Annotated in this window: 24 protein-coding genes and 3 tRNA genes; 14 read left to right on the plus strand and 13 right to left on the minus strand. The window is 67.5% G+C overall.

Features of this window, described 5'->3' with window-relative positions; translation table 11 throughout:
- Nucleotides 1–3: 3 nt before the first annotated feature.
- A complete protein-coding gene (locus tag E5P3_RS10885) occupies nucleotides 4–357 on the plus strand; it encodes a RidA family protein (RefSeq protein WP_162585985.1) in 354 nt (117 codons plus the stop codon).
- Between the two features lie 9 nt (nucleotides 358–366).
- Here E5P3_RS10885 and E5P3_RS10890 read toward each other — a convergent pair whose 3' ends face one another.
- Both E5P3_RS10890 and E5P3_RS10895 read right to left on the minus strand, forming a co-directional pair.
- Nucleotides 367–1,011, minus strand: a complete 645-nt coding sequence (locus tag E5P3_RS10890) for a retropepsin-like aspartic protease family protein (protein WP_162585986.1) — start codon at nucleotides 1,009–1,011, stop codon at nucleotides 367–369.
- Nucleotides 1,012–1,018: 7 nt separating this feature from the next.
- On the minus strand, nucleotides 1,019–1,504 hold the full coding sequence (locus tag E5P3_RS10895) for a YajQ family cyclic di-GMP-binding protein (protein WP_162585987.1): 486 nt from the start codon (nucleotides 1,502–1,504) through the stop codon (nucleotides 1,019–1,021).
- A gap of 45 nt (nucleotides 1,505–1,549) precedes the next feature.
- Here E5P3_RS10895 and murB point away from each other — a divergent pair, with 45 nt between their 5' ends.
- Complete coding sequence (gene murB / locus E5P3_RS10900; RefSeq protein ID WP_162585988.1) at nucleotides 1,550–2,602, plus strand: UDP-N-acetylmuramate dehydrogenase; 1,053 nt, start codon at nucleotides 1,550–1,552, stop codon at nucleotides 2,600–2,602.
- Nucleotides 2,603–2,636: 34 nt separating this feature from the next.
- Here murB and argG read toward each other — a convergent pair whose 3' ends face one another.
- From argG to E5P3_RS10920, 4 genes are all read right to left on the minus strand, one after another.
- Nucleotides 2,637–3,971: an argininosuccinate synthase gene (gene argG, locus E5P3_RS10905; RefSeq protein ID WP_162585989.1), complete on the minus strand. Its 1,335-nt coding sequence runs from the start codon at nucleotides 3,969–3,971 to the stop codon at nucleotides 2,637–2,639.
- Nucleotides 3,972–3,987: 16 nt separating this feature from the next.
- Nucleotides 3,988–4,314, minus strand: coding sequence for a pyrimidine/purine nucleoside phosphorylase (ppnP, locus tag E5P3_RS10910; RefSeq protein ID WP_162585990.1), 327 nt, complete (start codon nucleotides 4,312–4,314; stop codon nucleotides 3,988–3,990).
- Between the two features lie 78 nt (nucleotides 4,315–4,392).
- Complete coding sequence (locus E5P3_RS10915) at nucleotides 4,393–4,956, minus strand: hypothetical protein (protein ID WP_162585991.1); 564 nt, start codon at nucleotides 4,954–4,956, stop codon at nucleotides 4,393–4,395.
- Nucleotides 4,957–5,033: 77 nt separating this feature from the next.
- Nucleotides 5,034–5,387, minus strand: a complete 354-nt coding sequence (locus E5P3_RS10920) for an ArsC family reductase (RefSeq protein ID WP_162585992.1) — start codon at nucleotides 5,385–5,387, stop codon at nucleotides 5,034–5,036.
- A gap of 46 nt (nucleotides 5,388–5,433) precedes the next feature.
- On the opposite strand from E5P3_RS10920, the gene folC reads away from it, so the two are divergent.
- The 9 genes from folC to E5P3_RS10965 all read left to right on the plus strand — a co-directional run bounded on the left by folC (nucleotide 5,434) and on the right by E5P3_RS10965 (nucleotide 12,729).
- The gene (gene folC / locus E5P3_RS10925; protein ID WP_443083242.1) at nucleotides 5,434–6,729 is read left to right on the plus strand and encodes a bifunctional tetrahydrofolate synthase/dihydrofolate synthase; all 1,296 of its coding nucleotides are present in this window, start codon (nucleotides 5,434–5,436) and stop codon (nucleotides 6,727–6,729) included.
- Nucleotides 6,730–6,789: 60 nt separating this feature from the next.
- A complete protein-coding gene (locus E5P3_RS10930) occupies nucleotides 6,790–7,707 on the plus strand; it encodes an SPOR domain-containing protein (RefSeq protein ID WP_162585993.1) in 918 nt (305 codons plus the stop codon).
- 6 nt (nucleotides 7,708–7,713) lie between these two features.
- A complete protein-coding gene (locus tag E5P3_RS10935; protein ID WP_162585994.1) occupies nucleotides 7,714–8,199 on the plus strand; it encodes a CvpA family protein in 486 nt (161 codons plus the stop codon).
- A gap of 19 nt (nucleotides 8,200–8,218) precedes the next feature.
- Complete coding sequence (gene purF, locus E5P3_RS10940) at nucleotides 8,219–9,730, plus strand: amidophosphoribosyltransferase (RefSeq protein WP_162585995.1); 1,512 nt, start codon at nucleotides 8,219–8,221, stop codon at nucleotides 9,728–9,730.
- Between the two features lie 11 nt (nucleotides 9,731–9,741).
- Nucleotides 9,742–10,956: an O-succinylhomoserine sulfhydrylase gene (locus E5P3_RS10945; RefSeq protein WP_162585996.1), complete on the plus strand. Its 1,215-nt coding sequence runs from the start codon at nucleotides 9,742–9,744 to the stop codon at nucleotides 10,954–10,956.
- Between the two features lie 4 nt (nucleotides 10,957–10,960).
- Nucleotides 10,961–12,343, plus strand: coding sequence for a glutamate--tRNA ligase (gltX, locus tag E5P3_RS10950; protein WP_162585997.1), 1,383 nt, complete (start codon nucleotides 10,961–10,963; stop codon nucleotides 12,341–12,343).
- A gap of 35 nt (nucleotides 12,344–12,378) precedes the next feature.
- Nucleotides 12,379–12,454: transfer RNA gene (locus E5P3_RS10955), tRNA-Ala, on the plus strand.
- Between the two features lie 52 nt (nucleotides 12,455–12,506).
- Nucleotides 12,507–12,582 (plus strand) — tRNA-Glu (locus tag E5P3_RS10960).
- A 70-nt stretch (nucleotides 12,583–12,652) separates the two neighbouring features.
- Nucleotides 12,653–12,729: transfer RNA gene (locus tag E5P3_RS10965), tRNA-Asp, on the plus strand.
- A gap of 232 nt (nucleotides 12,730–12,961) precedes the next feature.
- On the opposite strand, the gene E5P3_RS10970 is transcribed toward E5P3_RS10965, so the two are convergent.
- From E5P3_RS10970 to E5P3_RS10985, 4 genes are read right to left on the minus strand one after another with little or no spacing between them, the layout of a single operon-like run.
- Entirely contained in the window at nucleotides 12,962–13,279 is a 318-nt protein-coding gene (locus E5P3_RS10970; protein WP_162585998.1) for an antibiotic biosynthesis monooxygenase family protein, read from the minus strand.
- Nucleotides 13,280–13,292: 13 nt separating this feature from the next.
- The gene (locus E5P3_RS10975; RefSeq protein ID WP_162585999.1) at nucleotides 13,293–14,837 is read right to left on the minus strand and encodes a class I adenylate-forming enzyme family protein; all 1,545 of its coding nucleotides are present in this window, start codon (nucleotides 14,835–14,837) and stop codon (nucleotides 13,293–13,295) included.
- Nucleotides 14,834–16,042 carry a thiolase family protein gene (locus E5P3_RS10980; RefSeq protein WP_162586000.1) on the minus strand — a complete coding sequence of 403 codons (1,209 nt, stop codon included), beginning with the start codon at nucleotides 16,040–16,042 and terminating at the stop codon, nucleotides 14,834–14,836. Before E5P3_RS10980 ends, E5P3_RS10975 begins: the two co-directional genes overlap by 4 nt.
- On the minus strand, nucleotides 16,039–17,094 hold the full coding sequence (locus E5P3_RS10985; protein ID WP_162586001.1) for an ABC transporter substrate-binding protein: 1,056 nt from the start codon (nucleotides 17,092–17,094) through the stop codon (nucleotides 16,039–16,041). The genes E5P3_RS10980 and E5P3_RS10985 overlap by 4 nt, the downstream gene beginning before the upstream one ends.
- A 230-nt stretch (nucleotides 17,095–17,324) precedes the next feature.
- Between E5P3_RS10985 and E5P3_RS10990 the strand changes: the two genes are divergently transcribed.
- The gene (locus E5P3_RS10990) at nucleotides 17,325–18,302 is read left to right on the plus strand and encodes a LysR substrate-binding domain-containing protein (RefSeq protein ID WP_162586002.1); all 978 of its coding nucleotides are present in this window, start codon (nucleotides 17,325–17,327) and stop codon (nucleotides 18,300–18,302) included.
- Between the two features lie 171 nt (nucleotides 18,303–18,473).
- Here the strand turns inward: E5P3_RS10990 and E5P3_RS10995 are convergent, their stop codons facing one another.
- Genes E5P3_RS10995 through E5P3_RS11005 form a run of 3 tightly spaced genes read right to left on the minus strand, consistent with a single transcriptional unit; the run spans nucleotide 18,474 to nucleotide 20,935 of the window.
- Nucleotides 18,474–19,304 carry a metallophosphoesterase family protein gene (locus E5P3_RS10995; protein ID WP_162586003.1) on the minus strand — a complete coding sequence of 277 codons (831 nt, stop codon included), beginning with the start codon at nucleotides 19,302–19,304 and terminating at the stop codon, nucleotides 18,474–18,476.
- Nucleotides 19,301–20,260, minus strand: coding sequence for a diacylglycerol/lipid kinase family protein (locus tag E5P3_RS11000; protein WP_162586004.1), 960 nt, complete (start codon nucleotides 20,258–20,260; stop codon nucleotides 19,301–19,303). The genes E5P3_RS10995 and E5P3_RS11000 overlap by 4 nt, the downstream gene beginning before the upstream one ends.
- Before the next feature lie 3 nt (nucleotides 20,261–20,263).
- Nucleotides 20,264–20,935, minus strand: coding sequence for an alpha/beta hydrolase family protein (locus E5P3_RS11005; RefSeq protein ID WP_162586005.1), 672 nt, complete (start codon nucleotides 20,933–20,935; stop codon nucleotides 20,264–20,266).
- Between the two features lie 191 nt (nucleotides 20,936–21,126).
- Here E5P3_RS11005 and xdhA point away from each other — a divergent pair, with 191 nt between their 5' ends.
- Nucleotides 21,127–22,734 (plus strand): xanthine dehydrogenase small subunit, encoded by a 1,608-nt coding sequence (gene xdhA, locus E5P3_RS11010; protein WP_162586006.1) that lies wholly within the window; start codon nucleotides 21,127–21,129, stop codon nucleotides 22,732–22,734.
- Nucleotides 22,735–22,736: 2 nt separating this feature from the next.
- Nucleotides 22,737–25,172, plus strand: a complete 2,436-nt coding sequence (gene xdhB, locus E5P3_RS11015; RefSeq protein ID WP_162586007.1) for a xanthine dehydrogenase molybdopterin binding subunit — start codon at nucleotides 22,737–22,739, stop codon at nucleotides 25,170–25,172.
- Nucleotides 25,173–25,246: the final 74 nt, after the last annotated feature.

Consider the following 25,246-nt stretch of genomic DNA (forward strand, 5'->3'; position numbering starts at 1 on the left):
AGCATGGCAAGCATTCAGCGCTTTCACGTCGGCCCGCGACTGTCCGAGACGGCGGTCCACAACGGCACCATCTACCTCGCGGGCCAGGTGCCCGACGACACCACGCAGGACATCCGCGGCCAGGCCGCACAGGTGCTGGCGATGGTTGACCGCCTGCTGGCGGAGGCCGGCAGCGACAAGTCGCGCATCCTGATGACGCAGATCTTCCTGGCCGACATCGGCGACATCACGGCGATGAACGAGGTGTGGGACGCGTGGATTCCCGCCGGACATACGCCCCCGCGCGCCACCGTGCAGGCGGCGATGGCCAATGCGGCCTACAAGATCGAGATCGTCGTCACCGCTGCCGCGGCGTAGCTCCGAAGCTCAGAACCGCTTCTCGAGGACCATCTGGTCCGCGTCGCGCCGCATCGAGAAGCGGCTGATGAAGCTGTTGCCCAGCAGTACGTAAGGCATAGGCTGCTGCGACACGATCGCCTCGACGTCGTAGACCTCGACGTCGCCGACCCGCACGGAATTCAGGCGCACCAGGTAGCCCTGTGCGGTGCCGTTCGCGGTATTCATGCGAACCGGCCGCCCCTTGCTGAAATCGAGCCCGATGCGCTGAGCGTCCGCCGCCGAGAGCGCAACAGCCGTGGCGCCGGTGTCGAGCATGAAGCTGACGCTGCGTCCATTGATCGCGCCCTGCGTCAAGAAATGCCCGCCGCTGGATGCCGGCAGCACAATGCGCGTGCCGCCCCCGCCACCACCCGCGCTGCCGCCGCCGATGCTGACCGGTTGGTCCATGCGCAGCGCCACGCGCTTGCCGCCGGCCTCCACCGTGGCCTGCTCGGCCGTCATCGACAGCAGCTTCACGCCCTGGAAGGTGTCGCCCACGGCCACCGTCTTGGGCGCACTGCCGTCGACGATCAGGATGGCGCGGCTGCCGATGGTGCCGGTCAGCATCACGGACTGGGCATGCGCGAAACCGCATGCCGCGGCCAGCAGCATCGGAAGAAGGCCGGCCTTCATAGGGCGCTCAGTCACGGAAGTTGTTGAAGGACAGGGGCATATCGGGCACGTCCTTCTTAATCAGTGCCATCGCGGCCTGCAGGTCGTCGCGCTTGGCACCGGTCACCCGCACCGCGTCGCCCTGGATCGCGGCCTGCACCTTGAGCTTGCTGTCCTTGACCAGGCGCTGGATCTTCTTGGCGGTCTCGCTCTCGATGCCGTTCTTGACCTTGATCACCTGCTTGACCTTGTCGCCGCCGATCTTCTGGACATCCCCCTTGTCGAGGAAGCGCACGTCCACGCTGCGCTTGGTGAGCTTGTTGCGCAGGATGTCTTCCACCTGCACGAGCTGGAATTCGGCATCGCCGATGAGCGTGATTTCCTTGTCCTTGAGCTCGACCGAGGCCGCGGTGCCCTTGAAGTCGAATCGCGTGCCGATCTCCTTGGCCGTGTTCTCCACGGCATTCTTGACCTCGGGCAGGTTGGGTTCGCAGACGGTATCGAAAGACGGCATGGACTCTCCTCTGAATCTCACGGGTGTGAATGCGACAATTCTCCCATGATCGTGGAGCACAACGTACCGCTGCAGCAGCACAACAGCTTCGGTATCGTCGCGCGCGCCCAGCACCTGGTGCGCATCGCGAGCGAGGCCGACGTGGCCGCGTTGCTGGCCGACGAGGCCTGGCGCGGCGCGCCCAAGTTCGTGCTCGGCGGCGGCAGCAACATCGTGCTGACCGGCGACGTCAAGCCGTTGGTGCTGAAGGTGGAGATCAAGGGGCGCCGGCTGGTCGAAGAGACGCCGCGCGCCTGGATTCTGGAGGCGGGCGCCGGCGAGACCTGGCACGACACGGTGCGCTGGATGCTCGACCAAGGCTTGCCCGGCGTGGAGAACATGGCGCTGATCCCCGGCACCGTGGGTGGGGCGCCGGTGCAGAACATCGGCGCCTATGGGGTCGAGCTGCAGGACCGCTTCGAATCGCTGGACGCCATCGACCTCGAGACCGGCCGCGCCTTCACCCTCGACGCGGCCCAATGCGCTTTCGGCTACCGCGACTCGGTGTTCAAGCACGCGGCGAGCGGCAGCAACGACTTCGGCCTGGCGGGCCGGGCGCTGATCACGCGGGTGCGCTTCCGGCTGCCGCGGCCCTGGAAGCCGGTGCTGGGGTACCTGGACCTGGAGCGCAAGATGGCCGAGACCGGCAATTTCACGCCCAGCCCGACAGAAATCTTCGACTGGGTCTGCGCCATCCGCAGCGCGAAGCTGCCGGACTGGCGGGTGCTCGGGAATGCCGGCAGCTTCTTCAAGAATCCCACGGTCACCCCGGAGCAATGCGCCGACATCATCGCGCGCGACCCGAAGATCGTGCACTACCCGATGCCCGACGGCAGCATCAAGCTGGCCGCCGGCTGGCTGATCGATGCCTGCGGGTGGAAGGGCAAGACCGTCGGCAATGCCGGCGTCTACGAGAAGCAGGCGCTGGTGCTGGTCAACCGCGGCGGCCCCGCGCACCCGGCGACCGGCGGCGAGGTCATGACGCTGGCCAAGGCGATCCAGACCAGCGTTTACGAGCGCTTCGGCATCCGGCTGGAGCCGGAGCCGGTGGTCGTGTAACGGGGGACGAACGGTCCAGTGGGCCGCGGTAAGCTCAGTCCGTCTCGTTCTTCAACTGAGGGAGCGAAGCGCCCTGGCCCGCCGAGAGCAGGCCCACCTGGGCGTAGATGCCCAGCTTTTCGCGTGTGTCCACGATGTCGAGGTTGCGCATGGTGAGTTGGCCGATGCGGTCGGCCGGCGAAAAGCTCGACTCGCCCTTTTCCATGGTGAGGCGTTCGGGCTTGTAGGTGAGGTTCGGCGACTCGGTGTTGAGGATCGAGTAATCGTTGCCGCGGCGCAGCTCGATGGTGACTTCGCCGGTGACCGCGCGTGCTACCCAGCGCTGGGCCGTCTCGCGCAGCATGATGGCCTGCGGATCGAACCAGCGGCCCTGGTAGAGCAGGCGGCCCAGGCGGCGGCCGTGGTCGCGGTACTGCTCGATGGTGTCCTCGTTGTGGATGCCGGTGACCAGGCGCTCGTAGGCGATGAAGAGCAGCGCCAGGCCCGGGGCCTCGTAGATGCCGCGGCTCTTGGCCTCGATGATGCGGTTCTCGATCTGGTCGCTCATGCCGAGGCCGTGGCGGCCGCCTACGCGGTTGGCTTCCAGCAGGAGTTCGACCAGGCTGGGGTATTCCACGCCGTTGATCGCGACCGGACGGCCTTCGACGAAGCGCACGGTGACTTCCTCGCGCTTCACCTCCACCTCGTCCTTCCAGAAGGCGACGCCCATGATCGGCTGCACGATCTTCATGCCGCTGTTCAGGTGCTCCAGGTCCTTGGCCTCGTGCGTGGCGCCGAGCATGTTGGAGTCGGTGGAGTAGGCCTTCTCGGCCGACATCTTGTAGGCGAAGCCGGCCTTCTGCATGAAGGCCGACATTTCGGCGCGGCCGCCCAGTTCGTCGATGAAGGTCTGGTCCAGCCACGGCTTGTAGATCTTCAGCGCCGGGTTGGTGAGCAGGCCGTAGCGGTAGAAGCGCTCGATGTCGTTGCCCTTGTAGGTGCTGCCGTCGCCCCAGATGTTGACGTCGTCTTCCTTCATGGCCGCGACCAGCATGGTGCCGGTGACGGCGCGGCCCAGCGGCGTGGTGTTGAAGTAGGTGAGGCCGGCGGTGGTCACGTGGAAGGCGCCAGCCTGCAGTGCGGCGAGGCCTTCGGCGGCGAGCTGCGTGCGGCAATCGACCAGCCGGGCCTTCTCGGCGCCGTAGAGCATCGCCTTGCGCGGGATCTCGTCGTAGTCGGGCTCGTCGGGCTGGCCCAGGTTGGCCGTGTAGGCGTAGGGGATGGCACCCTTGTTGCGCATCCAGTGCAGCGCGGCGCTTGTGTCCAGTCCGCCGGAAAACGCGATGCCGACCTTCTGGCCGGCGGGAATGTTCTGAAGGATGGTGGCCATGGTTCGAATCCCGGGTTCAGCCGAAATGGCAGATGTAGCTGTACGGCTCGCCGCTCACGCGGATCTGGAAGCTGGAATTGCCGGGCACGCTGAACTTCTCGCCGGCGCCCGAGGCCACCCATTCGCTGCTGCCGGAGAGCAGGTACTCGCAGCGGCCGGCCGTGCCTTCCATCGTCTCTGGGGCGCCGGTGCTGAAGGTGAGGGTGGAGGGCAGGATCACCCCCACCGACTTCTTGCTGCCATCGGCCAGCGTGAGGCTGTGGCTCACGCATTTGCCGTCGAAATACACGTTGGCCTGTGTTGCGACCGTGGCGTTGCGGAGGGATTCGGTGCTTGTCGTCATTTGAAGGGGAGGGCCTGGCGCTGCGGAGAGGAAAGCCCGTGATTTTAGGCTTTGCCGGCAGGCCCTCCGGGCCGGCGCTCAGCGCCAGCGGCCGTGGTGTCCGCCACGCCAGCCGCCACCCCATCCACGCGAGTAGCCGAGGTTGAGCGAGATGCCCACCGGCGGATAGACGTACGGTGCCGGGTAATAGGCAGGTGCGACATAGACCGGTGCCGGGTAGTAGAGCGGGGCCGGCTGCACATAGACCGGCGCGGGCTGACCATAGGCCGGTGCGCCGCCGCCCGAGATGACCACCCCTGGTTCGGGCGTCACGCTGTTCCAGTCGGGTTGGCCGCCGTCGTCGTCGATGGGGCGCTGCGCGATCTGCGGTTGCGGCGCCACCGGCGAGGGGGTTGCGACGCCGTAGTCGCCGACCTCGATCGGGATGCTGGCGCCGGGGCGGGTGTCGGTGACCGTGGTGTAGTGCCGGCCGCCGTATTCGTAGGTCACGTTGTACCGGGTGTTGCCCGTGGTTTCGTGCGAGGGCGTGGCCGAGATCACGCGGGCCCAGACCTGCTCGGCCTGGGCAAGGCTCGCGGTACCGGCAAGGGCAGCCAGGAGCGAGAGGGCGATGGTGTTGCGAATGGATTTTTGCGTGCGCATGTCAGGACTCCTGAGGGTGGGGCACAGGGCCCCTCTGAACCTGGTTCGACGCGATCCGGCAGCCCGGGTTCAACCGTTTACACGGTGTGGCTTTTCCATTGGGCAGCATCGAATCCCGTGGTAACGCCGGCTGGCGGGCCCCAGTTGACCACCGGACGCTTGATCAGGCTGGGATTGGCCAGCAAGGCGGCGCGGGCGGAGGCGGTATCCACCACCGAGGCGCGCGTCGCCTCGTCGAGCCGGCGCCAGGTTGTGCCGCGCCGGTTGACCAGGGCCTCCCAGCCCGGCGCGCGCAGCCACTGGTCGAGCTCGGCCTCGGGAACGCCCTCCTTCTTGAAATCGTGAAAACGGTAGGGGATGCCGTGTTCGTCGAGCCAGGCGCGGGCACGCTTGACGGTGTCGCAGTTCGTGATGCCATAGAGCGTTGTCATCTCGCGATGATGCCCGTGCGGCGAGTGGGCGACAATTCCGGGCTCCATGAAAAGCCTTGCCGACTGGCTCGCTCACGCCGAGCGCCTGCACCCCAAGAACATCGAACTCGGGCTCGAGCGCGTCCGCGCAATGGCCGCCAAGCTCGGTCTCGCCTTCGACTGCCCCGTGATCACGGTGGCCGGCACCAACGGCAAAGGCTCGACCTGCGCGATGCTGGAGTCGATCCTCATGCATGCGGGATACCGCACCGCGGTGTTCACCTCGCCCCATCTGGTGCGCTTCGAGGAGCGGTTGCGGCTCTCGGGCGAAGCGGTGCCTGCCGAGGCGCTGGCGGCGCACTTCGAAGCCGTCGAGCGGGTGCGCGGCGAGATGGCCCTGACGTACTTCGAGTTCACCACGCTCGCCATCCTGCTGTGCATCGCAGCCAGCAAGCCCGATGTCGCGATCCTCGAGGTCGGCCTGGGCGGACGGTTGGACGCGGTCAACGTGATCGATGCCGATTGCGCCATCATCACCAGCATCGACCTGGACCACATGGAGTTTCTGGGCCCCGACCGCGAAAGCATCGGCTTCGAGAAGGCCGGGATCATGCGCGCCGGCCGGCCCGCGATCGTCAGCGACCCGATCCCGCCGCAAAGTGTCATCGGGCACGCCGAAGCCATCGGCGCCGATCTCTGGCGCGTGGGGCGCGACTTCAACGTCTCCGGCGACAAGCAGCAGTGGGGCTGGAGCGGCCGCGGGCGGCGCTACAGCGGACTGGCCTACCCGGCGCTGCGCGGCGCCAACCAGCTCGTCAATGCAGCCGGCGTGCTGGCCGCGCTGGAGTCGCTGCGGCAGCGGCTGCCGGTCACCGCCCAGGCGGTGCGCACCGGGCTGGCCTCGGTCGAGCTTCCGGGCCGCTTCCAGATCGTGCCGGGCGAGCCCGCCCTGGTGCTCGACGTGGCGCACAACCCGCACGCGGTGGCAGCGCTGGCCGAGAACCTCGATGCCATGGGCTTCTACCCGACCACCCACGGCGTGTTCGGCGTGATGGCCGACAAGGACCTGGCGCCGATGTTCGCGCGCATCGGCCCGATGGTCGACCGCTGGTACTTCACCGACCTGCCGACCCCGCGCGCCGCCAAGGCCGCCAACCTGCTGACGCGCTGGACGGCGCAGAACACCCGCGCCGATGCCTCGGCGAGCGCGTATGCCGCTCCCATGGAGGCGTTGCAAGCGGCCATCGATCGAGCGGACCCCGCTGATAGAATCGTGGTCTTCGGATCGTTCTTCACAGTGGGTGGTGTGCTCGAGCACGGAACACCTCGTCTGCGGGCCCGGCACCTGTCGCCGGACTCCTGATTGGCCTGATCTCCGGCGCCTTTTCTACTCACGCTGCACTCCATCAGGGAATCGAATTTCATGGCGTTCTTCCAGTTCCGCACCCGCGGTCCGCAGGCCAACGAAGGGCGAAACGCCGGCGTCCCGGCGCCGCCGGCCGAAAGCGTCGAGGCGATGCGCCGGCGCGCGCGGCATCGGCTGGTGGGCGCCGCGGTGCTGGTGCTGATCGGCGTGGTCGGGTTCCCGCTCCTGTTCGACACCCAGCCGCGGCCGGTGTCGGTCGACATCCCGATCGAGATCCCCGATCGCAACAAGACCAAGCCGCTGCCCCTGCCGGCACAGCCAGCGCCTGTCCCGTCGACGGCCGCGCCGCCGGCGAGTCCGCCAGTGGCCACACGGTCCTCGGGTGGCGAGATGATCACCGAGTTGGCGGACGGCACGGAAGTCCCGGCGTCCAGGCCCGCACCCTCCGCGCCGCCGGTCGAGACCAAACCGCCGCGGGTGGCTGAAGCCAGGCCCGAACCCAAGCCTGAAGCCAAACCAGAACCCAAGCCGGAACCCAAGCCAAAGCCGGAGCCCAAGCCCGAAGCCAGGGCGGAAGCAAAGTCCGATGCCAGGGCGGAAGCAAAGCCCGATGCCAGGGCGGAAGCAAAGCCCGATGCCAGGGCCCCCGCCAAGACCGCTGACGATGCTGCCCGGGTGCGTGCCCTGCTCGAAGGCAAATCCGCCGCCGCCGCGGCTGCCAAGCCCACCGCCGCAGGGGACGACAGCGGCCGTTTCGTGGTTCAGGTCGGGGCCTTCGCCGATGCCGACAAGGCGCGCGAGGTCCGGCAGAAGCTGGAGAAGGCCGGGCTCAGGACTTACACGAATGTCGCGAAAACGGCCGACGGCGAGCGCACGCGGGTGCGCGTCGGCCCCTTCGGCACGCGCGCCGAGGCGGACAGGGTGGCGGGCAAGGTCAAGGGCTTGTCTTTGTCGGCTGCCGTCCTCAGCTTGTAGGCGGACGTGGCTGCCCTCGACTGGCTTGCCATCGCGCTGCTGGTGGTGTCGATGCTTTTCGGTCTGGTGCGCGGATTGGTGTACGAGGTGATCCTGCTGGCCGCCTGGGTGGCCGCCTTCTTCTGCGCGCAGTGGTTCGCGGCCGATGTGGGCGCCTGGCTGCCCTTCGGCGATCCGGCGGCCAACTGGCGCTATGCGGCGGGCTTCGCGCTGGTGTTCGTGGGGGTGGTTTTCGGCGTCGGGCTGGTGGCCAGCCTGATGCGCAAGCTGATCACCGCCGTGGGGCTGCGGCCGGTGGATCGCCTGTTGGGCGGCGTTTTCGGCCTGGCGCGCGGCGCGGTTGCGCTGCTGGCCACGGCGGTCGTGGTTCATTTGCTCGCGCTGAGCGACGCGGCCTGGTGGCAGGAATCGCGCAGCGCCACTGTTCTGGATGCGGCATTGCAGGGCTTGAAACCCGCGCTGCCTGAAAAATTGGCAAGCTACCTGCCCTGAGCCCTGAGAGGATCGCTTCATGTGTGGAATCGTCGGCGTTGTCAGCAACGCACCCGTCAACCAGCTGCTCTATGACGCGCTCCTGCTGCTGCAGCACCGCGGCCAGGACGCCGCCGGCATCGTCACGCTGCTGGAGCGCAAGTTCTTCATGCACAAGGCAAAGGGCATGGTGCGCGACGTGTTCCGCACGCGCAACATGCGGGCGCTGCCGGGCAGCGTGGGCCTGGGGCAGGTGCGCTACCCGACTGCCGGCAACGCCTTTAGTGAAGAGGAGGCCCAGCCCTTCTACGTGAACGCGCCGTTCGGCATCGTCCTGGTGCACAACGGCAACCTCACCAATGCGCACGCACTGCGCGCCGAGCTGTTCTCCACCGACCACCGCCACACCAATACCGACAGCGATTCCGAAGTGCTGCTCAATGTGCTGGCGCACGAACTCGACCGCTCGACGCGCGGCGGCATGCTCAATTCCGAGACCCTGTTCGCCGCCGTGCGCAACGTGCACCGGCGCGTGCGCGGCTCCTATGCCGTAGTGGCGCTGATCGCGGGCCACGGCCTGCTCGCCTTCCGCGACCCCTACGGCATCCGGCCGCTGGCCATCGGGCGCGGCGCCGACGGCACCTACATGGTGGCCAGCGAGACGGTGGCGCTCGAGGGCTCGGGCCACGTGTTCGAGCGCTATGTAGCGCCGGGCGAGGCGGTGTTCATCGACCTTCAGGGCCAGCTGCATGCGCAGCAATGCGCCGAGTCGCCCAGCCTCAACCCCTGCATGTTCGAGTTCGTGTATCTTGCGCGGCCCGATTCGGTGCTGGACGGCATCTCGGTCTACCAGGCGCGGCTCAACCTCGGCGAAACGCTGGCCCAGCGAGTGATCTCCACCGTGCCGCCGAACGAGATCGACGTGATCATCCCGATCCCCGAATCGAGCCGCCCCAGCGCGACACAGCTCGCCCATCTGCTGGGCATTCCGTATCGCGAAGGCTTCGTGAAGAACCGCTACGTAGGCCGCACCTTCATCATGCCGGGGCAGGGCGTGCGCAAGAAGTCGGTGCGCCAGAAACTCAATGTCATCGGCAGCGAATTCAAGGGCCGCAACGTGCTGCTCGTCGACGATTCGATCGTGCGCGGCACGACCAGCCGCGAGATCGTGCAGATGGCGCGCGAAGCCGGCGCCCGCAAGGTCTACCTCGCGAGCGCGGCGCCGCCGGTGCGCTACCCGAACGTCTACGGCATCGACATGCCGACCAAGGACGAGCTGGTCGCCCATGACCGCACCGTCGAGGAAATCCGCGAGCTGATCGGCTGCGATGCACTGATCTACCAGGATGTCGAGGGCATGAAGCGCGCCGTGCTCAAGGCCTCGCCGGGCAACGGTCCGAAGCTCGACGGTTTCGATGCCTCGTGCTTCGACGGCGTCTACGTGACGGGCGACATCGACACCGAGGCCATCACCCGCATGAACGGCAACCGTCCCCGCATCGAAGAGACCGACGAGGACTCGTCGCGCCTCGCACTTCCCAACCTGAGCTGAAGCAGAACATCGTGACCGACCGATCCCTCCCCCCGGGGCTGCACCGCGACACGCTCGCCGTGCGTGCCGCGCTCGAGCGAAGCCAGTACGGCGAGAACTCGGAGGCGCTGTTCCTCACCAGCAGCTTCGTGCAGCCCGACGCCGAGATTTCCGCGCGCCGCTTCGCGGGTACCGAGGAAGGCTTCACCTACACCCGCACCTCGAACCCGACGGTCGCCAGCTTCGAGCGGCGGCTTGCCGCGCTCGAGGGCACCGAGGCGGCGATCGGCGCCGCCAGCGGCATGGCTGCGATCCTCATGATGTGCATGGGGCTGCTCAAGGCCGGCGACCATGTGGTGTGCTCGCGCTCGGTGTTCGGCTCCACGCTCAACCTGATCGGGCGCGACTTCGGCAAGTTCGGCGTGGAGACCACCTTCGTCTCGCAGACCGACGTGGCCGAATGGAAGGCCGCGATCAAGCCCAACACGAAGCTGCTGTTTGCCGAGACACCGACCAACCCGTTGACCGATGTGTGCGATATCCGTGCGCTGGCCGACCTGGCGCACGGTGCAGGCGCGCTGCTGGCGGTCGACAACTGCTTCTGCTCGCCGGCCCTGCAGCGGCCCGTCGAGTTCGGGGCCGACCTCGTCATCCACTCGGGCACCAAGTACCTCGAGGGCCAAGGCCGCGTGCTGGCCGGCGCCATCTGCGGCTCGCAGAAGCTCATCGACGTGTTCGCGACCGTGGTGCGCACTGCCGGCATGGCGCTGTCGCCCTTCAATGCCTGGGTCGTGCTCAAGGGCCTCGAGACCCTGGGCATCCGCATGCAGGCCCATTGCGCCGGTGGCCTTGCGCTGGCGCAGTGGCTCGAGACGCAGCCCGCGGTGAAGCGGGTGTACTACCCTGGCCTGGCCTCGCATCCGCAGCATGAGCTGGCGATGCGCCAGCAGTCGGGGCAGGGTGGGGCCGTGGTCTCCTTCGATGTGCAGGGCGATACGCCCGAGGCCGCACGCGCCAACGCCTTCCATGTGATCGACAGCACCCGCGTGCTGTCGATCACCGCCAATCTCGGCGACACCAAGACCACCATCACCCACCCGGCCACCACCTCGCACGGCCGCCTGAGCGAAGAACAGCGCCAGGCCGCCGGCATCGGCCAGGGCCTGATCCGCGTGGCGGTCGGGCTCGACCATATCGACGATATCCGTGCCGACCTCTTGCGCGGCCTTGACACGCTCAGCACCTGATTCCATGACCGTTCGCACCCGCATCGCGCCGTCACCCACGGGCTTCCTCCACCTCGGCACCGCGCGCACCGCGCTCTACTCGTGGGCCTATGCGCGCCACTACGGCGGCCAGTTCGTGCTGCGCATCGAGGACACCGACGTCGCCCGCTCGACGCAGGAGTCGGTCGAGCAGATCCTCGCCTCGATGCACTGGCTGGGACTGGACTACGACGAGGGCCCGATCTACCAGATGCAGCGCCTCGACCGCTATGGCCAAGTCGTCGAACAGATGCTCGCTGCCGGCACGGCCTACCGCTGCTACTGCACGCCCGCCGAGCTCGATGTGATGAAGGAGGCGCAGCGCGCCCGCGGCGAGAAGGCCCTCTACGACGGCCGCTGGCGCCCCGCGCCGGGCAAGGTGCTGCCGCCCATCCCCGCGGGCGTGCCGCCGGTGATCCGCTTCTGCAATCCGCCCGACGGCAACGTGAGCTGGGACGACCTCGTCAAAGGTCCGATCACCATCAACAATCGGGAGATCGACGACCTCATCATCGTGCGCGCCGACGGCGTGCCGACCTATAACTTCGCGGTGGTGGTCGACGACTGGGACATGAACATCTCGCATGTGTTCCGCGGCGATGAGCACATCAACAACACGCCCTGGCAGATCAACATCTTCCGCGCGCTCGGCGCGCCGTTGCCGCAGTTCGGCCATGTGCCCGTGATCCTCGGCGAGGACGGGCAGAAGCTCTCGAAGCGTCGCGGTGCCGTCAGCGTCACGGCCTACGAGGAGGGCGGCTACCTGCCTGAGGCCATGCTCAACTACCTCGCACGGCTTGGCTGGAGCCATGGCGACGACGAGCTGTTCACGCGCGAGCAGATGGTGGCCTGGTTCGACGGCACGCATCTCTCCAAGAGCCCGGCGCAATGGGATGCGGCCAAGCTCGCATGGGTGAATGCGCAGTACATCAAGGCCAGGCCGGATGCAGAGCTTGCCCCGCTCGTAGCTGAGCAATTGCAGAAGCGAGGCATCGTGCCGGACGACAGGCTTGCGGCGATCTGCGCACTGTTCAAGGACCGCTGCGACACCACGGTGGCGTTGGCCAACTGGGCCGCCGCGTTCTACGCGGACGTGCAGCCCAGCGAGGCCGATCGCGCGCAGCATTTGACGGATGCCGTTCGTCCCGCGCTCGCCGTGTTGGCCGACAAGCTTGCGACCGTGGCGTGGGACAAGGCGTCCATTGCCGCCGCGATCAAGGAGGTGCTGGCCGCGCAGGGCCTCAAGATGCCCGCGCTGGCCATGCCGGTGCGTGTGCTGGTGATGGGCACGGCGCAGACGCCGTCGCTCGATGCCGTGCTCGCACTCTTCTCTCGTGAAGAAATTTTGAAGCGATTACAGGTCGCGTAAATTTAGACGCTATAATTTGAGGCTCGACGCCCACAGGGGGTATAGCTCAGCTGGGAGAGCGCTTGCATGGCATGCAAGAGGTCAGCGGTTCGATCCCGCTTACCTCCACCATCTGGAAGTCGAGACAACCAAGCGTTGATCGCAACGCGGTTCTTAGGTTTATGACCCTATCGTCTAGAGGCCTAGGACACCACCCTTTCACGGTGGCTACCGGGGTTCGAATCCCCGTAGGGTCGCCAGTTTTCACGCAAGTGAAGAAGGCACAAGTCGGCGGCACTTGGCTCCATCCGGAGTGAACGCAGCCTACCAGGAGTGGTAGTTCAGTTGGTTAGAATACCGGCCTGTCACGCCGGGGGTCGCGGGTTCGAGTCCCGTCCACTCCGCCAAAAAATCAACGGGTTACGTCAGCAATGACGTAACCCGTTTTTCTTTGTCCGGGCCGTGGAACGTGATTTGCTCGATGCGCGCCGCTTCCCGCTGGCGAGACGAACGCCGCCGTCTTCATCTAAGGCACCAACCTTCAGTCGCCTTCTTCCAGCCGAAAGCCATGACGGACGGCTGTTCCAGCAAGCGCCGCAGCGAGCATGCTCGCGCAGCGCAGCATCAATCCGCCGGTATTCACTTGTTCTCCTGACGTGTCCAGACCTTTTCGCGCACCAGCTCCGCAATCTGGATCGTGTAGCTCTGGAACAGCTCGTTCTTGCCGATGGGGATCGCCCGGCGATGGTCGGCATCGCGCATCCATGCTCGGAGGGCTTCCGCGTCGCGCCAATACGAAAGCGAGATCAGCTTGCCTTCGTTGTCGCGGCTGAGGAAGCTCTCCTTGGAGACAAAGCCGTCGATCTTCGCCGCTGCAACGAGCAGCTGCGCAACCATTTCGCGATTGCGCTGCTCCATTCCCGGGAGGACCTTGAATTCGATGATGCAGATCAGCATGGCGAGTGTCCGGTTAGGCAAACTGCTCGGCCGCCAGGGCGCTCAAGGCCTTCCTGTCGACCTTGTTGATGGGGGTCTTCGGCAATGAGGGCAGCCGAAAATAGCGAGCCGGCTGCTTGTAGCGTGCGAGCCGCTCCGCGCAATGCCGCTCCAGCACGGTTTCGTGGGTCGTGTCATCCATGCCTGGGCGGGAGACCACGAAGGCGAGCAGGATCTCGCCGCGATAGCTGTCGGGCTTGCCGACGACGGCTGCCTCGAGAACGCCTGGGTGTTCCTGTAATACTTCTTCGATCTCGCGGGGGTAGACGTTGTAGCCGCCGACGATGATGAGGTCTTTCTTGCGTCCGCGGACGAACAGGTGCCCATCGCCGTCGATCTCGCCGAGGTCGCCGGTGTACAGCCACCCGTCGCGCAGCGTCTCGGAGGTCTCAGCCGGCAGATTGCGGTACCCCTGCATGAGCTGGGGGCCTTGCGCCCGGATCTCGCCGCATTCACCGGCACCCAGCAATTGCCGCCCCGTCTCGGCATCGACGATCTCGATCCTCGTGCCGGGCAGCGGGAGCCCGACGGAGCCTGCCTTGACCGCATGGCCAGGTCCGTTGAAGCTCAGCACGGGGCCGGCCTCGGTCATGCCGTAGCCTTCATAGATCGCGACCTGGACCGTTTCCTCCCAGCGGCGCAGCACGGCGAGCGGCAGCGCCGATGCACCCGAATAGCACATGCGCAAGGACGACCAATCCGTGGTTTCAAACCGGGGATGCGCCATCAGCGACACGTAGATCGAGGGACTCCCCGGAAAGAGAGTGATGCGGTGCCGTTCGATGGCATCGAAGAGGTCGTCGCGGCGGAATGTGGGGAGGATGACCAGGGTGCCGGCGCATCGCGCCGCGAGATACAGCCCCATCGCCATTCCGTACGAATGGAAGAGCGGCATGGCGCACAGGATGCGTTCGCCAGCGGGGCGAGTGGGGAGCATGGCTTCCCTCTGCTCGACGTTGGTGCGCAGCGCGGCGTGCGTGAGATTGACGCCTTTCGGCCGTCCCGACGTACCGCCCGTGTATTGAAGAAGGGAAAGGGAAGAGGGGGCGACCTCCGGTGGCAAGTTGTCCGTGTCCGGACCTCCAATGCATGCCTGCCCACCAACCTTGTTCATCCAGATCACCGACAGGCCCAGGGAATCGGCCAGTGGGGCCACCAGTTCTTGCAGTGCCTGGTCCGCGATGACCGCGTCGCAGCCGGCATCCTGCAACTGGAAACGAAGCTCGCGCGCGGTGTATTCCGGATTCATCGGCAGCATCTGGGCTCCCGAGGCCAGCACACCGAAGTGGGCGATGCAGGCTCCGAAGCCGTTTCGCAGAATGACCGCCACGCGTGCCGGAGTCGTGGCTTCCCGCAGGCGATTGGCAAGAGCGATGACTTCCCTGTAATAGTCGTGGTAGCTCATGGTCTCGCCTTCGCAGACCAGTGCAAGTCGGTCCGGCGTCTGCACGGCGGCCTGCAGCAGCAGCTCGATCACGGTGCCCCGATATCGCTCCAGAAGATTCTTGGGTTCGGTCATGAGGCAGCATCGCTCACGCGCAGCACGAGCGCCATGGCTGTGTCTCCAGCCGCGCAGCCGGTGAAGAGCCCCAGTCCTCCCCCGCGCATCTCGAGCGTCTCGATCAGCTCGATGATGGCGCGCAAGCCGGTCGGCGCCTGCGGATGTCCCCAGACCAGCGAGCACCCGAACGCGTTCATGTCGAGAAGGGAGAGTCCGGTCTCCCGTGCGAGGACGATGTCGTTGACGGCGAAGGGGTTGTGCGTCGTCACCGCATGCAGCTCGGCAAAGCGCAGATCGGCGCGCTGCATGGCCTGCCTGGCGGCCGGCACCGGCGCGTACGGCATCTGCATGGCCTCGGCGCGCGCCTGGCCCGTCGCGAGGATCTCGATCTGCACATCCGGTCGGATGCTGAGCTGTCGCGCCCGATCGCGGGTGGCGACCAGCATGCCCGCGCTGCCGTCCGCCGGGTGGGTCTGGGCACCGTAGGTCACGGTGCCGTCCGGCATCACCGGCTTCAGCCTGGCGAGCCCTTCCTGTGTGGTGGGGTGAATGCCTTCGTCGCCGGAGAGTGTCGCCACCGACTTCTTGAAACGGGCATCGGGCACCTCGAACGGGAGCTGCATGAAGCGGCGGTGGAAGGCGCGATCGTCCGCCAGCGCGGTGGCGTACTGCTCGTAGCGGTGCAGCACCAATTCGTGCTGCTCTCCCTGTGAGATGCCGAAGCGGGCGGCCACGGCTTCCGCGGTACTCAGCATCGAATGCGAAGTCCAGGGGTCTCGTTCGAAGGAGCCCGTGACCCAGCTCTCGTGCTCGCCGGTGCCGCCGACGCCGCGCGGATCGGGGTAGTAAAGCTGCGGCCCATTCGACACTCGGTCCGCCGCCAGCACCAATCCGCAGGCGGATGCGCCGGTGGCGACCTCGTGCGCCGCCGATGCCAGGCAGCGCACGGAGGTGGCGCAGGCCTGCGCGATGGTCGGCCCCGCCAATGCCGGCATGCCGGCCAGGGCCGCGACCCACGGCAACCCATAGAACGCGCCACGCTGTGGCACGGTGGTGCCGAGCACGCCAAAATCGATCAAGTCCGTGTCGATGCCCTTGGCGTCCAGCGCCCTGCGTGTGAGCCAGGCGCAGAACTCGAGGCTGTGCAGGTGCGACAGGCTGCCCTGCCAGCGCGCGAAGGGAGACGACCAGTAGGCGCCGTAGGGAATGAATGCGCGAATCATCGCTCGGCTCGCCAGGTGCCGCCCTGGGCCCGCACCATCACGCGCGCTCGGCTGTCGAGTCCATTGTGGTCGGAGGCCGTGATGCGGTAGATGCCGTTCGTGCCGACCAGGCCCGAGGTCTGGGTCTCGAGTGCATCGCGCAGCGCCGAGCGGAACTGTGCCGTGCCGGGCTTGGCCTTGGCCAGCGCGGCGGCGGCCGCCTTGTCCAGCAGCAGGTAGCCGTCGTACGCCCACGTGGCGAACGCATTCACCGGCCCGGGCCGCTCCAGCTTTCCGTACAACGCGGCAAACTTCAAGGAGACCTCTTTGACCGGATCGCCGTCCGGCAGGTCCTTGTAGATCACCACGGGGCCGATTGGCGCCAGTGCCCCGTCGATGCGGGAACCACCCACGCGCAGGAAGTCGTCGTTGACGACACCGTGCGTGTGGTAGACCGGGCCCTTGAAGCCACGCTCGATCAAGGTCAGGTGCGGCAGGGCGGCCGGTGTCCCCGTCGCCCCGACCAGCACCGCATCGGGTTTCAGCGCGAGGGTCTTGAGCACTTGCGGCACGACGGACGAGTCGTTGCGGGCGAAGCGCTCGTCGTTGAGCACCTTGATGCCGTACTTGCCGCTCAGCGAGGTCAGGCTGCGATAGACCTGGTCGCCCCAGGGCTGCGAGTAGCCGATGTAGCCCACGGTCTTGACGTTCTTCTTCTGCATGTGCTCCAGCACACCACCGATCATCAGGTCGGCTGACTGGGGCACGACGAAGACCCAGGGATGCTGGTTGGCCGGGACGTCCATCGGGGCGAGCGAGACATGCGGCGTGCGGCTTTCCAGTGCGACGTCCGCCAGCACGAGCGAACTGGGCGTGTTGGAGGAGCCCACCAGGACGTCGACGCGATCGGACAGGACCAGCTTGCGCGCGTTCTTCACCGCCAGTGAAGGATCGGTCGCATCGTCGAGGATGGTGTAGCGCACTGGCTCACCGGCCAGCTTGTCAGGCAGAAGGCTGATCATGTCCCGCTCGGGACCGCCTTGCGACGAAGCGGCGCCAGTGACACTGAGCACTACGCCGACTCATCCATCCGGCGAGGCAGGCGACTGAACACAAAAGCCGGAGCTTCCTCAGGATTCTGGGTGCGTTCACAAGGTGTCCTCTGCAACGAAGTGGAACGAAGCGTTCGGCGCAGCATAGGCGACCGCCCCGGGCTGCAGGGCCAGGATCCGAAAAAGTGATACGCGTATAACCCGGGCCGAAATGCGCCTGGCCTTGCCGGGCCGTACCGGATAATTCCGTGATGCCCTTCGCATCCGACTCCAACGACAAGGAGGACGCTGCGCCCCCGGCCGGCTCGCTCTTTGGCCGTTTGCGCATGCGGCATCTCGTCGCCATCGAGATACTTGCCGAACGAAAGAACATCCGTCAGGCTTCCCAGGCCTTGTTCCTGTCGCAACCGGCATCGACCAAGCTGCTGCAGGAGATCGAATCGATCTTCGAGGCCCGCCTCTTCGAGCGCACAGCACACGGCATCGAGATCACGCCGCAAGGCGAGGTGCTGCTTCACTGGGCTCGCAAGGCCATGGCCGACATGGACGCCGCACGCGCGGAGATCAGCGCGCTGCGCGATGGATGGGAAGGCCGGGTGCGGGTTGGTGTGTTCCCTGTTGCAGCATCGATGCTGGTTCCCGAAGCGGTCGCGCTCCTCAGCAGGTCGCGGCCAGGCATCCAGGTGGAACTGCAGGAGGGCCTTGAGACGACGCTGCTTCCTCAGCTGGAGAAGGGACGCCTCGACTGCGTGATCGGCCGTGCAACACACCTGGCCGGAGCACGCGGCCTCTCCCACGAGACCTTGTTCGAGGAGCCCACCGTCGTCGTCTGCGCGGTCGACCACCCTCTGCTGGAATCACCCGACTGGACGAATGCCGACATCGATCGCTACGAGTGGATCCTTCCGGCACGATCGGGCCAACTGTATGCCCTGGTCGCCACCGGCCTGGCCAGGCGCCGGGCAGCGCCTCCGCGCGTGGCCGTCGAGACGTCTTCCATTCTCACGCTGGTCGAGATCCTTCGCCAGTCACAGCTGCTTTCCGCGATCGCCAGCGGCGTTGCGCGGCGCTTCCTGGAAATCGGCCTGTTGAAGACCCTGGACCTGCCGCTTTCCGCTTCGCTGCATCCGGTGGCGATCATCACGAATCACGCGGCTTCGATGCACCCGGCCACATCGATGTTTCTCGAGGCCGTGCGCGAGGTGTGTGCGAAGCGCTCAGCTGCGTGATGCGATCTGGCTCAACCGGCAACGCCTGAATAGCCTTCGTGCGCTCTCCGCTTCGGCGGGCCTGAGCGGCCCGCATCGCATGATGGGAACAACAACGCCGCCGCCCCCTGGCCCCATAAAGCAGTGGGCTTCCAGGCGCCGGCGCGCGCTTGCCTGAGCTGTGACGGCGCACTAAGGCGCCGGGGGCCTTGCCTCGGCGCCGAGCGCCAGGCTGTGGACGCGGGCACGCCCGAACTGCGCGACGCCGACGCCATAGTCCCATTGCTCCACGGTGCAGCGCCGTTCGCCGTCTGCGCCTTCGAAGCGGATGAGGTTGACCGAATTCGGGGCGCCCGCGCGCAGCCGGGTGGACACGGCGGTGCCCGCCTGAACGCACCACATCCTGCGCGCGGGCCCGCCGGCGTCTTCGTGCAGCGGCAGCACGAAGGGCAGGTGGATGTGCCCGCCGAGGACCAGGTCGGCCTCGGCCTCGGCCCAGATCCGCATGGCCTCCTCGCGGCCGATGAGCAGGTTCTTGTGATCCTCTTCGCGCGTGACTGCGACCGGCTGGTGCACCACCACGACCCGCAGCTGCCGGGCCGAGCCTTTCGCGAGGCGGCGCGCCACGCGTTCGGCCTGCTGCGCGGAGGTGGCGCCGTTCTCGTGCCGGTACCAGCGCGTGGTGTTGACGCCGACGAGGAGGAAGTCCGGCAAGTCCACGACCGGCTCGAGCTCGTCGCCAAAGGCCGCGCTGTAGCGCGCATACGGCGCCAGCAGGCGGGTGGACAGCGCGAAGAGCGGGATGTCGTGGTTGCCCGGTATGGCCAGCAGCCGTGGAATGGCCAGGCTGTCCACGAACGCGCGAGCCCGCGCGAACTGCGCGCGCGTCGCTCGCTGCGTGATGTCGCCGGAGAGCACGAGCGCATCAGGCCGCTCGGTCCGCACCAGCATGGCCAGCGCACGCATCACATCGGGCTGCTCGGTGCCGAAATGCGGATCGGACATGTGAAGCAAACAGCTCATCGACCCGCATCCTCCCGCTCGCTGCGGGCCGGCTTGATGAGCCAGAGCGGCTCGGGCGCGACCCGGAAGTGCAGCGGCATGGCCATGCGCAGCACCTCGCCGTCGGCCGCGACCTTGGCGTGGCGCCGCGTGGTCCTGGCCGGGCTGACGGACATCGACCGGAAGGAGGCGTGCATGACGTTGTCCGACTCGGCGAGCCGGCCCATGGCGCCGCGCAGCATCAGCGCGAACATGGCGAGGCGGCTGCTCGGCCGAAGGGCAATGGCCGTGAGTTCGCCCTGCTCGACCGCTTCGGGCCGCGGCATGCCGACCTGCTGCAGTTGCAGCGCGTTGTTGCCGACGAAGAGCGTCGGCGTGCGCACCAGGCGCTCCTCGCCGTGCCAGCGGATGCGCAGATCCCAGCCGGGGTGGGGGCGCATCGCGGTCGCTATCGCCGCCCAAAGCGCTACCCACCGGCTGCGGCCATAGCGGGATTTGTAGACTTCACGGTCCTCCAGCACGCGCGCATAAAGGCCGAGGCTGGCATTGACCAGGAAGACGCGATCGTTGACCAGGCCCACCTGCACCGGCACCGGCCGCTCGCCGAGCAGCACCCGCAGCGCCTCGTCGATGTCGGTGGGAATCGCATGCGTGCGGCTGAAATAGTTGAAGGTGCCCTTCGGCAGCACGCCCAGTGCGCAGCCGCTGCCCAGCACCGCCTGCGCGACGGCGTTGATCGTGCCGTCGCCACCCGCGGCGACAACCACGCCGCTTTCGGCACGCGCCGCATCGACCGCCTCGCGGATCCGTTCGGACAGGCGGTGCAGGCGCGAGACTTCGAAGAGCCGATACGCCCGGCCCTGCGCGGCGCAGGCGCGCGCGATCGCCTCGCGCAGGGCCTGCGCACTGCCGCGCCCCGAATGGACGTTGAAGACGACGAAGAGCGCAGACTGCGCGTGCGAGTTGCAGCCAGACATCGGTTATGCCCGCATCCACGCCGCCATGCCGTCGAGCACTTCCGCCAGGACCTCCTTGTCGCTGCGGCCTGAACGGCGCAGCACGTGGAAGGCATGGTCCGCCTCGGCGATTTCCATCAGCGTCGCGGAAGCACCGAGCTTCGAGACCACGGCGCGGATGCTGGCCAGGTCCGCAAGCTCGTCGCGCGTGCCCTGCACGAACAGCATCGGCACGTGCACGTCGGACAGATGGTCGGCGCGCCCGGTCGAGGGCGTCCCGGCCGGGTGCAGCGGAAAGCCGACGAACACGAGGCCGGCCACCCCTGGCAGCGGATCGAGCGCCTGCGCCTGCGAAGTCATGCGCCCCCCGAAGGACTTGCCTCCCGCGAAGAGGGGCAGCGATCCGAAGCGCTCCACCGCCTGCGCCACCGCCGCGCGCACGGCGGCATGCGCGACGGGCGGCGGATCGGGCCGCTTCTTGCCGAGTTCCATCGACGGAAACTGGTAGCGCAGGGTGGCGATGCCACGCGCTGCGAGCCCTTCGGACATAGCGCCCATGAAGGCGTGTCCCATGCCCGCCCCGGCGCCATGGGCGAAGACGTAGCAGGCGATGGGGTCGGCCGGCATCTGCACCAGTCCCGAGACGGTGCCATGGTCGCCGACCTGGAAGTTGATTTGTTGCGTGCTCGGGCTCATGCTGGATTCTGTCGGACGTGCCCAGTTTGCGGCCTGCGTCGGCCGAACACCCCCGAAACAAGGGTTTTCCCGGGCGTTATATAGCAAGCCCCACATAGGCCGTATGGGCGCGTCCGTATGCGTACGGCTTCGCAAAGGAATACCTTTGCAGGCACGATTTTTGATCGCCACGAAGACCGCCCCCACGAGCCATGAGCATGAACGCCAGCACCCAACCCATCCGCTTCTTCCACCGCGGCCGGATCGTCGACGTGAGCGGCGTGCATCCCACCCGCTCGGTGCTGGACTGGCTGCGCGAGGACGCGCGCTGCACCGGCACCAAGGAAGGCTGCAACGAGGGCGATTGCGGTGCGTGCACGGTGGCGATCGGCGAACTGGCCGAGGCCGGCGAGAAGGATGCGGTGGGCGGCCTGCGGCTGCAGACGGTCAACGCCTGCATCCAATTCCTGCCCACGCTGCACGGCAAGGCGCTGTTCACGGTCGAAGACCTCAAGGCGCAGTGCACCGGCCGGCGCGACCGGGCCCCGCGCGACAAGCAGGCGGCGACCCAGCTGCATCCGGTGCAGCAGGCCATGGTCGACTGCCATGGTTCGCAATGCGGGTTCTGCACGCCGGGCTTCGTGATGTCGCTCTGGTCCACCTACGAGCACCACCGGAACGCGGGCACGCAGCCCACGCGCCAGCAGCTGGCCGACGATCTCTCGGGCAACCTGTGCCGCTGCACCGGCTACCGGCCGATCCTCGACGCCGGCCAGCGCATGTTCGACCTGCCGGCGGTGCGGCTGGACACGGAGCCGGTGGTGGCCGCGCTCCAGAGCCTCAAGCACCAGGCGAGCTTCGACTACGTCGCGCCGCTGGGCCAGCGGCTGGACCATTTCCATGCACCGACGACGCTGGCGCAACTGGCCGCGCTGCGCGAGGCCAAGCCGGCCGCCCAGCTGCTGTCCGGCTCCACCGACGTCGGCCTGTGGGTCAACAAGCAGTTCCGCGACCTGGGCGACATCATCTACGTGGGCGACGTGGCCGAGATGAAGGTGGTGGAGGAGCGCGAGGTCGACGGTACCCCCGCTCTCTACATCGGCGCCGGCGCCTCGCTCGAGAACGCCTTCCGCGCGCTCGCGGCGCGGGTGCCCGCGCTCACCGACGTCTGGCTGCGCTTCGCCTCGCCGCCGATCCGCAACGCCGGCACCATGGGCGGCAACGTCGCCAACGGCTCGCCAATCGGCGACTCGCCGCCGGTGCTGATGTCGCTGGACGCCGAGATCGAGCTGCGCCGCGGCGAGCGTGTGCGCCGCATGCCGCTGCCCGAGTTCTACGTCGACTACATGAAGAACCGGCTGGAGCCCGGCGAGTTCGTGCAGGGCCTGGTGCTGCCGCTGGCGGCGATGAAGCGCCAGGTGCGGGCCTACAAGATCAGCAAGCGCTTCGACTGCGACATCTCGGCGCTGTGCGGCGGCTTCGCGGTCGAGCTCGACGGCGACATCGTCAAGGAAGTGCGGCTGGCCTACGGCGGCATGGCCGCGGTCGTCAAGCGCGCGGCGCAGGCCGAGGCCGCGCTCGTGGGCAAGCCCTGGACGCAGGCCAGCGTCGCCGCCGCCAAGCTGGCGCTGGCGCAGGACTTCAAGCCCCTGACCGACATGCGCGCCAGCGCCGACTACCGCCTGCTGGTGGCGCAGAACCTGCTGCAGCGCCTGTGGCTGGAAACGCGCACGAAGGAGCCGCTGCCGGTGGAAGCCACCAGCGTCTGGAGCGCGATGCCGCACGCAACCGCTGCTGCCGCCGCCGCCGAAGGAGTCTGAACATGAACAAGCCGCTCGACCCCGCACTGCTGCAATCGGCCGAAGCCTTCGCCGACTACCTGAAGAACACCGCCGCGCGCATCGACGTGCATGCCGAGGCGAAGGCGCACGACGACGGCGCGCGCGTCGGCATCAGCCGCCCGCACGAGTCGGCGCACCTGCACGTGGCGGGAGAAGCCACCTACATCGACGACATCCCCGAGCTCGCGGGCACCCTGCACTGCGCGCTCGGCCTGTCGCCGGTGGCGAACGGGCGGCTCAAGAACATGAACCTGGAGGCGATCTGCGCCATGCCCGGCGTGGTGGCGGTGCTGACCGCGGCCGACATCCCGGGCAGCAACGACTGCGGCTCGATCGTCCACGACGACCCGATCCTCTGCAGCGGCGACATCCGCTACCTGGGCCAGCCGGTGTTCGCGGTGATCGCCGAGACGCGCGACGCCGCGCGCCGCGCCGCCGCCCGCGCGAAGGACGCGCTGGACATCGAGGCCGAGCCGCCCGTCATCACGCCGCAGCAGGCGCACGAGAAGGGCCAGTACGTGCTGCCGCCGATGCACCTGGTGCGCAGCACCCAGGAAGGCGGCGCGCAGGCTGCGATCGCCAGGGCGCCGCGCCGGCTCAAGGCCACGCTCGACGTGGGCGGACAGGAGCAGTTCTACCTCGAGGGCCAGATCAGCTACGCAATCCCGAAGGAGGGTGGCGCGATGCACGTGCATTGCTCGACCCAGCACCCGAGCGAGATGCAGCACCTGGTGGCGCATGCCTTGCACCTGCATGCCAACGCGGTGCAGGTCGAGTGCCGGCGCATGGGCGGGGGCTTCGGGGGCAAGGAGTCGCAGTCGGGGCTTTTCGCCTGCGTGGCGGCGGTGGCGGCGAACAAGCTGAAGCGCCCCGTCAAGCTGCGGCTGGACCGCGACGACGACTTCCTGATCACCGGGCGGCGCCACTGCTTCTGGTACGAGTACGAAGTAGGCTTCGACGACGAGGGCCGCATCCTCGGCGCCGAGATCAGCATGGTCTCGCGCGCCGGCCACTCGGCCGATCTCTCGGGCCCGGTGATGACGCGGGCGCTGTGCCACTTCGACAACGCCTACTGGCTGCCCGACGTGGCGATGCACGGCTACTCGGGGCGCACCAACACGCAGAGCAACACCGCCTTCCGCGGCTTCGGCGGGCCGCAGGGCGCGATCGCGATCGAGAACATCCTCGACAGCGTGGCGCGCGAGCTCGGCCGCGATCCGCTGGACGTGCGGCGCGTGAACTTCTACGGCAAGGGCGAGCGCAACGTCACGCCCTACGGCCAGGTGGTGTCCGACAACATCATCCATGAGCTGGTCTCCGAGCTGGAGGGCACCAGCGCCTACCGCGCACGGCGCGAGGAGATCGCAGCCTTCAACAAGTCGAGCCCGGTGCTCAAGCGCGGCATCGCGCTGGCGCCGCTGAAGTTCGGCATCTCCTTCAACGTCAAGCACTTCAACCAGGCCGGTGCGCTGGTGCACGTCTACACCGACGGCTCGATCCTGGTGAACCACGGCGGGACCGAGATGGGGCAAGGCCTCAACACCAAGGTGGCGCAGGTGGTGGCGCACGAGCTGGGCGTGAGCTTCGAGAGCGTGCGCGTCACGGCGACCGACACGCAGAAGGTGGCCAACACCTCGGCCACCGCGGCATCGACCGGCGCCGACCTCAACGGCAAGGCCGCGCAGGACGCGGCACGCCAGATCCGCGAGCGCCTGGCCGCCTGCGCCGCCGCGCGCCATGGCGGCAAGGCCGAGGACGTGCGCTTCGCCAACGACCAGGTCGAGGTCGCCGGCCGCTCGCTGTCCTTCAGCACTGTCGTCGGCGAGGCCTACCTCGACCGCGTGCAGTTGTGGTCCGACGGCTTCTACGCCACGCCCGGCCTGAGCTGGGACAAGGACAAGATGCAGGGCCGCCCCTTCTATTACTACGCCTACGGCGCCGCCGTGAGCGAGGTGATCGTCGACACGCTCACCGGCGAGTGGAAGCTGCTGCGTGCCGACATCCTGCACGACGCCGGCAAGTCGCTCAACCCTGCGGTGGACATCGGCCAGGTCGAGGGCGCCTTCATCCAGGGCATGGGCTGGCTCACCACCGAGGAGCTGGTTTGGCATCCGAAGACCGGCCTGCTCACCACCCACGCGCCCAGCACCTACAAGATCCCGACGGCCAACGACTGCCCGCCGGTCTTCAACGTGCGCCTGTTCGAGGGCCAGAACTTCGAGGACTCGATCCACCGCAGCAAGGCGGTGGGCGAGCCGCCGCTCCTGCTGCCTTTCTCGGTCTTCTTCGCGATCCGCGACGCGGTGTCGGCGGTGGGCGAGCACCGGGTGGACCCGCCGCTGACGGCGCCGGCCACCAGCGAATCCATCCTGCGCGCGGTCACGGCCGTGGCGGCCGCGCAGGCGGCCTCGGCCTGAAGCAGCCCGTTGAACAAGGGGATCGATGTGAATGCCGCGCTGTATAACTGCCCGGACATCGGCATCACCCTGCG

It is taken from the genome of Variovorax sp. RA8 (assembly GCF_901827175.1).
Lineage (GTDB): Bacteria > Pseudomonadota > Gammaproteobacteria > Burkholderiales > Burkholderiaceae_C > Variovorax.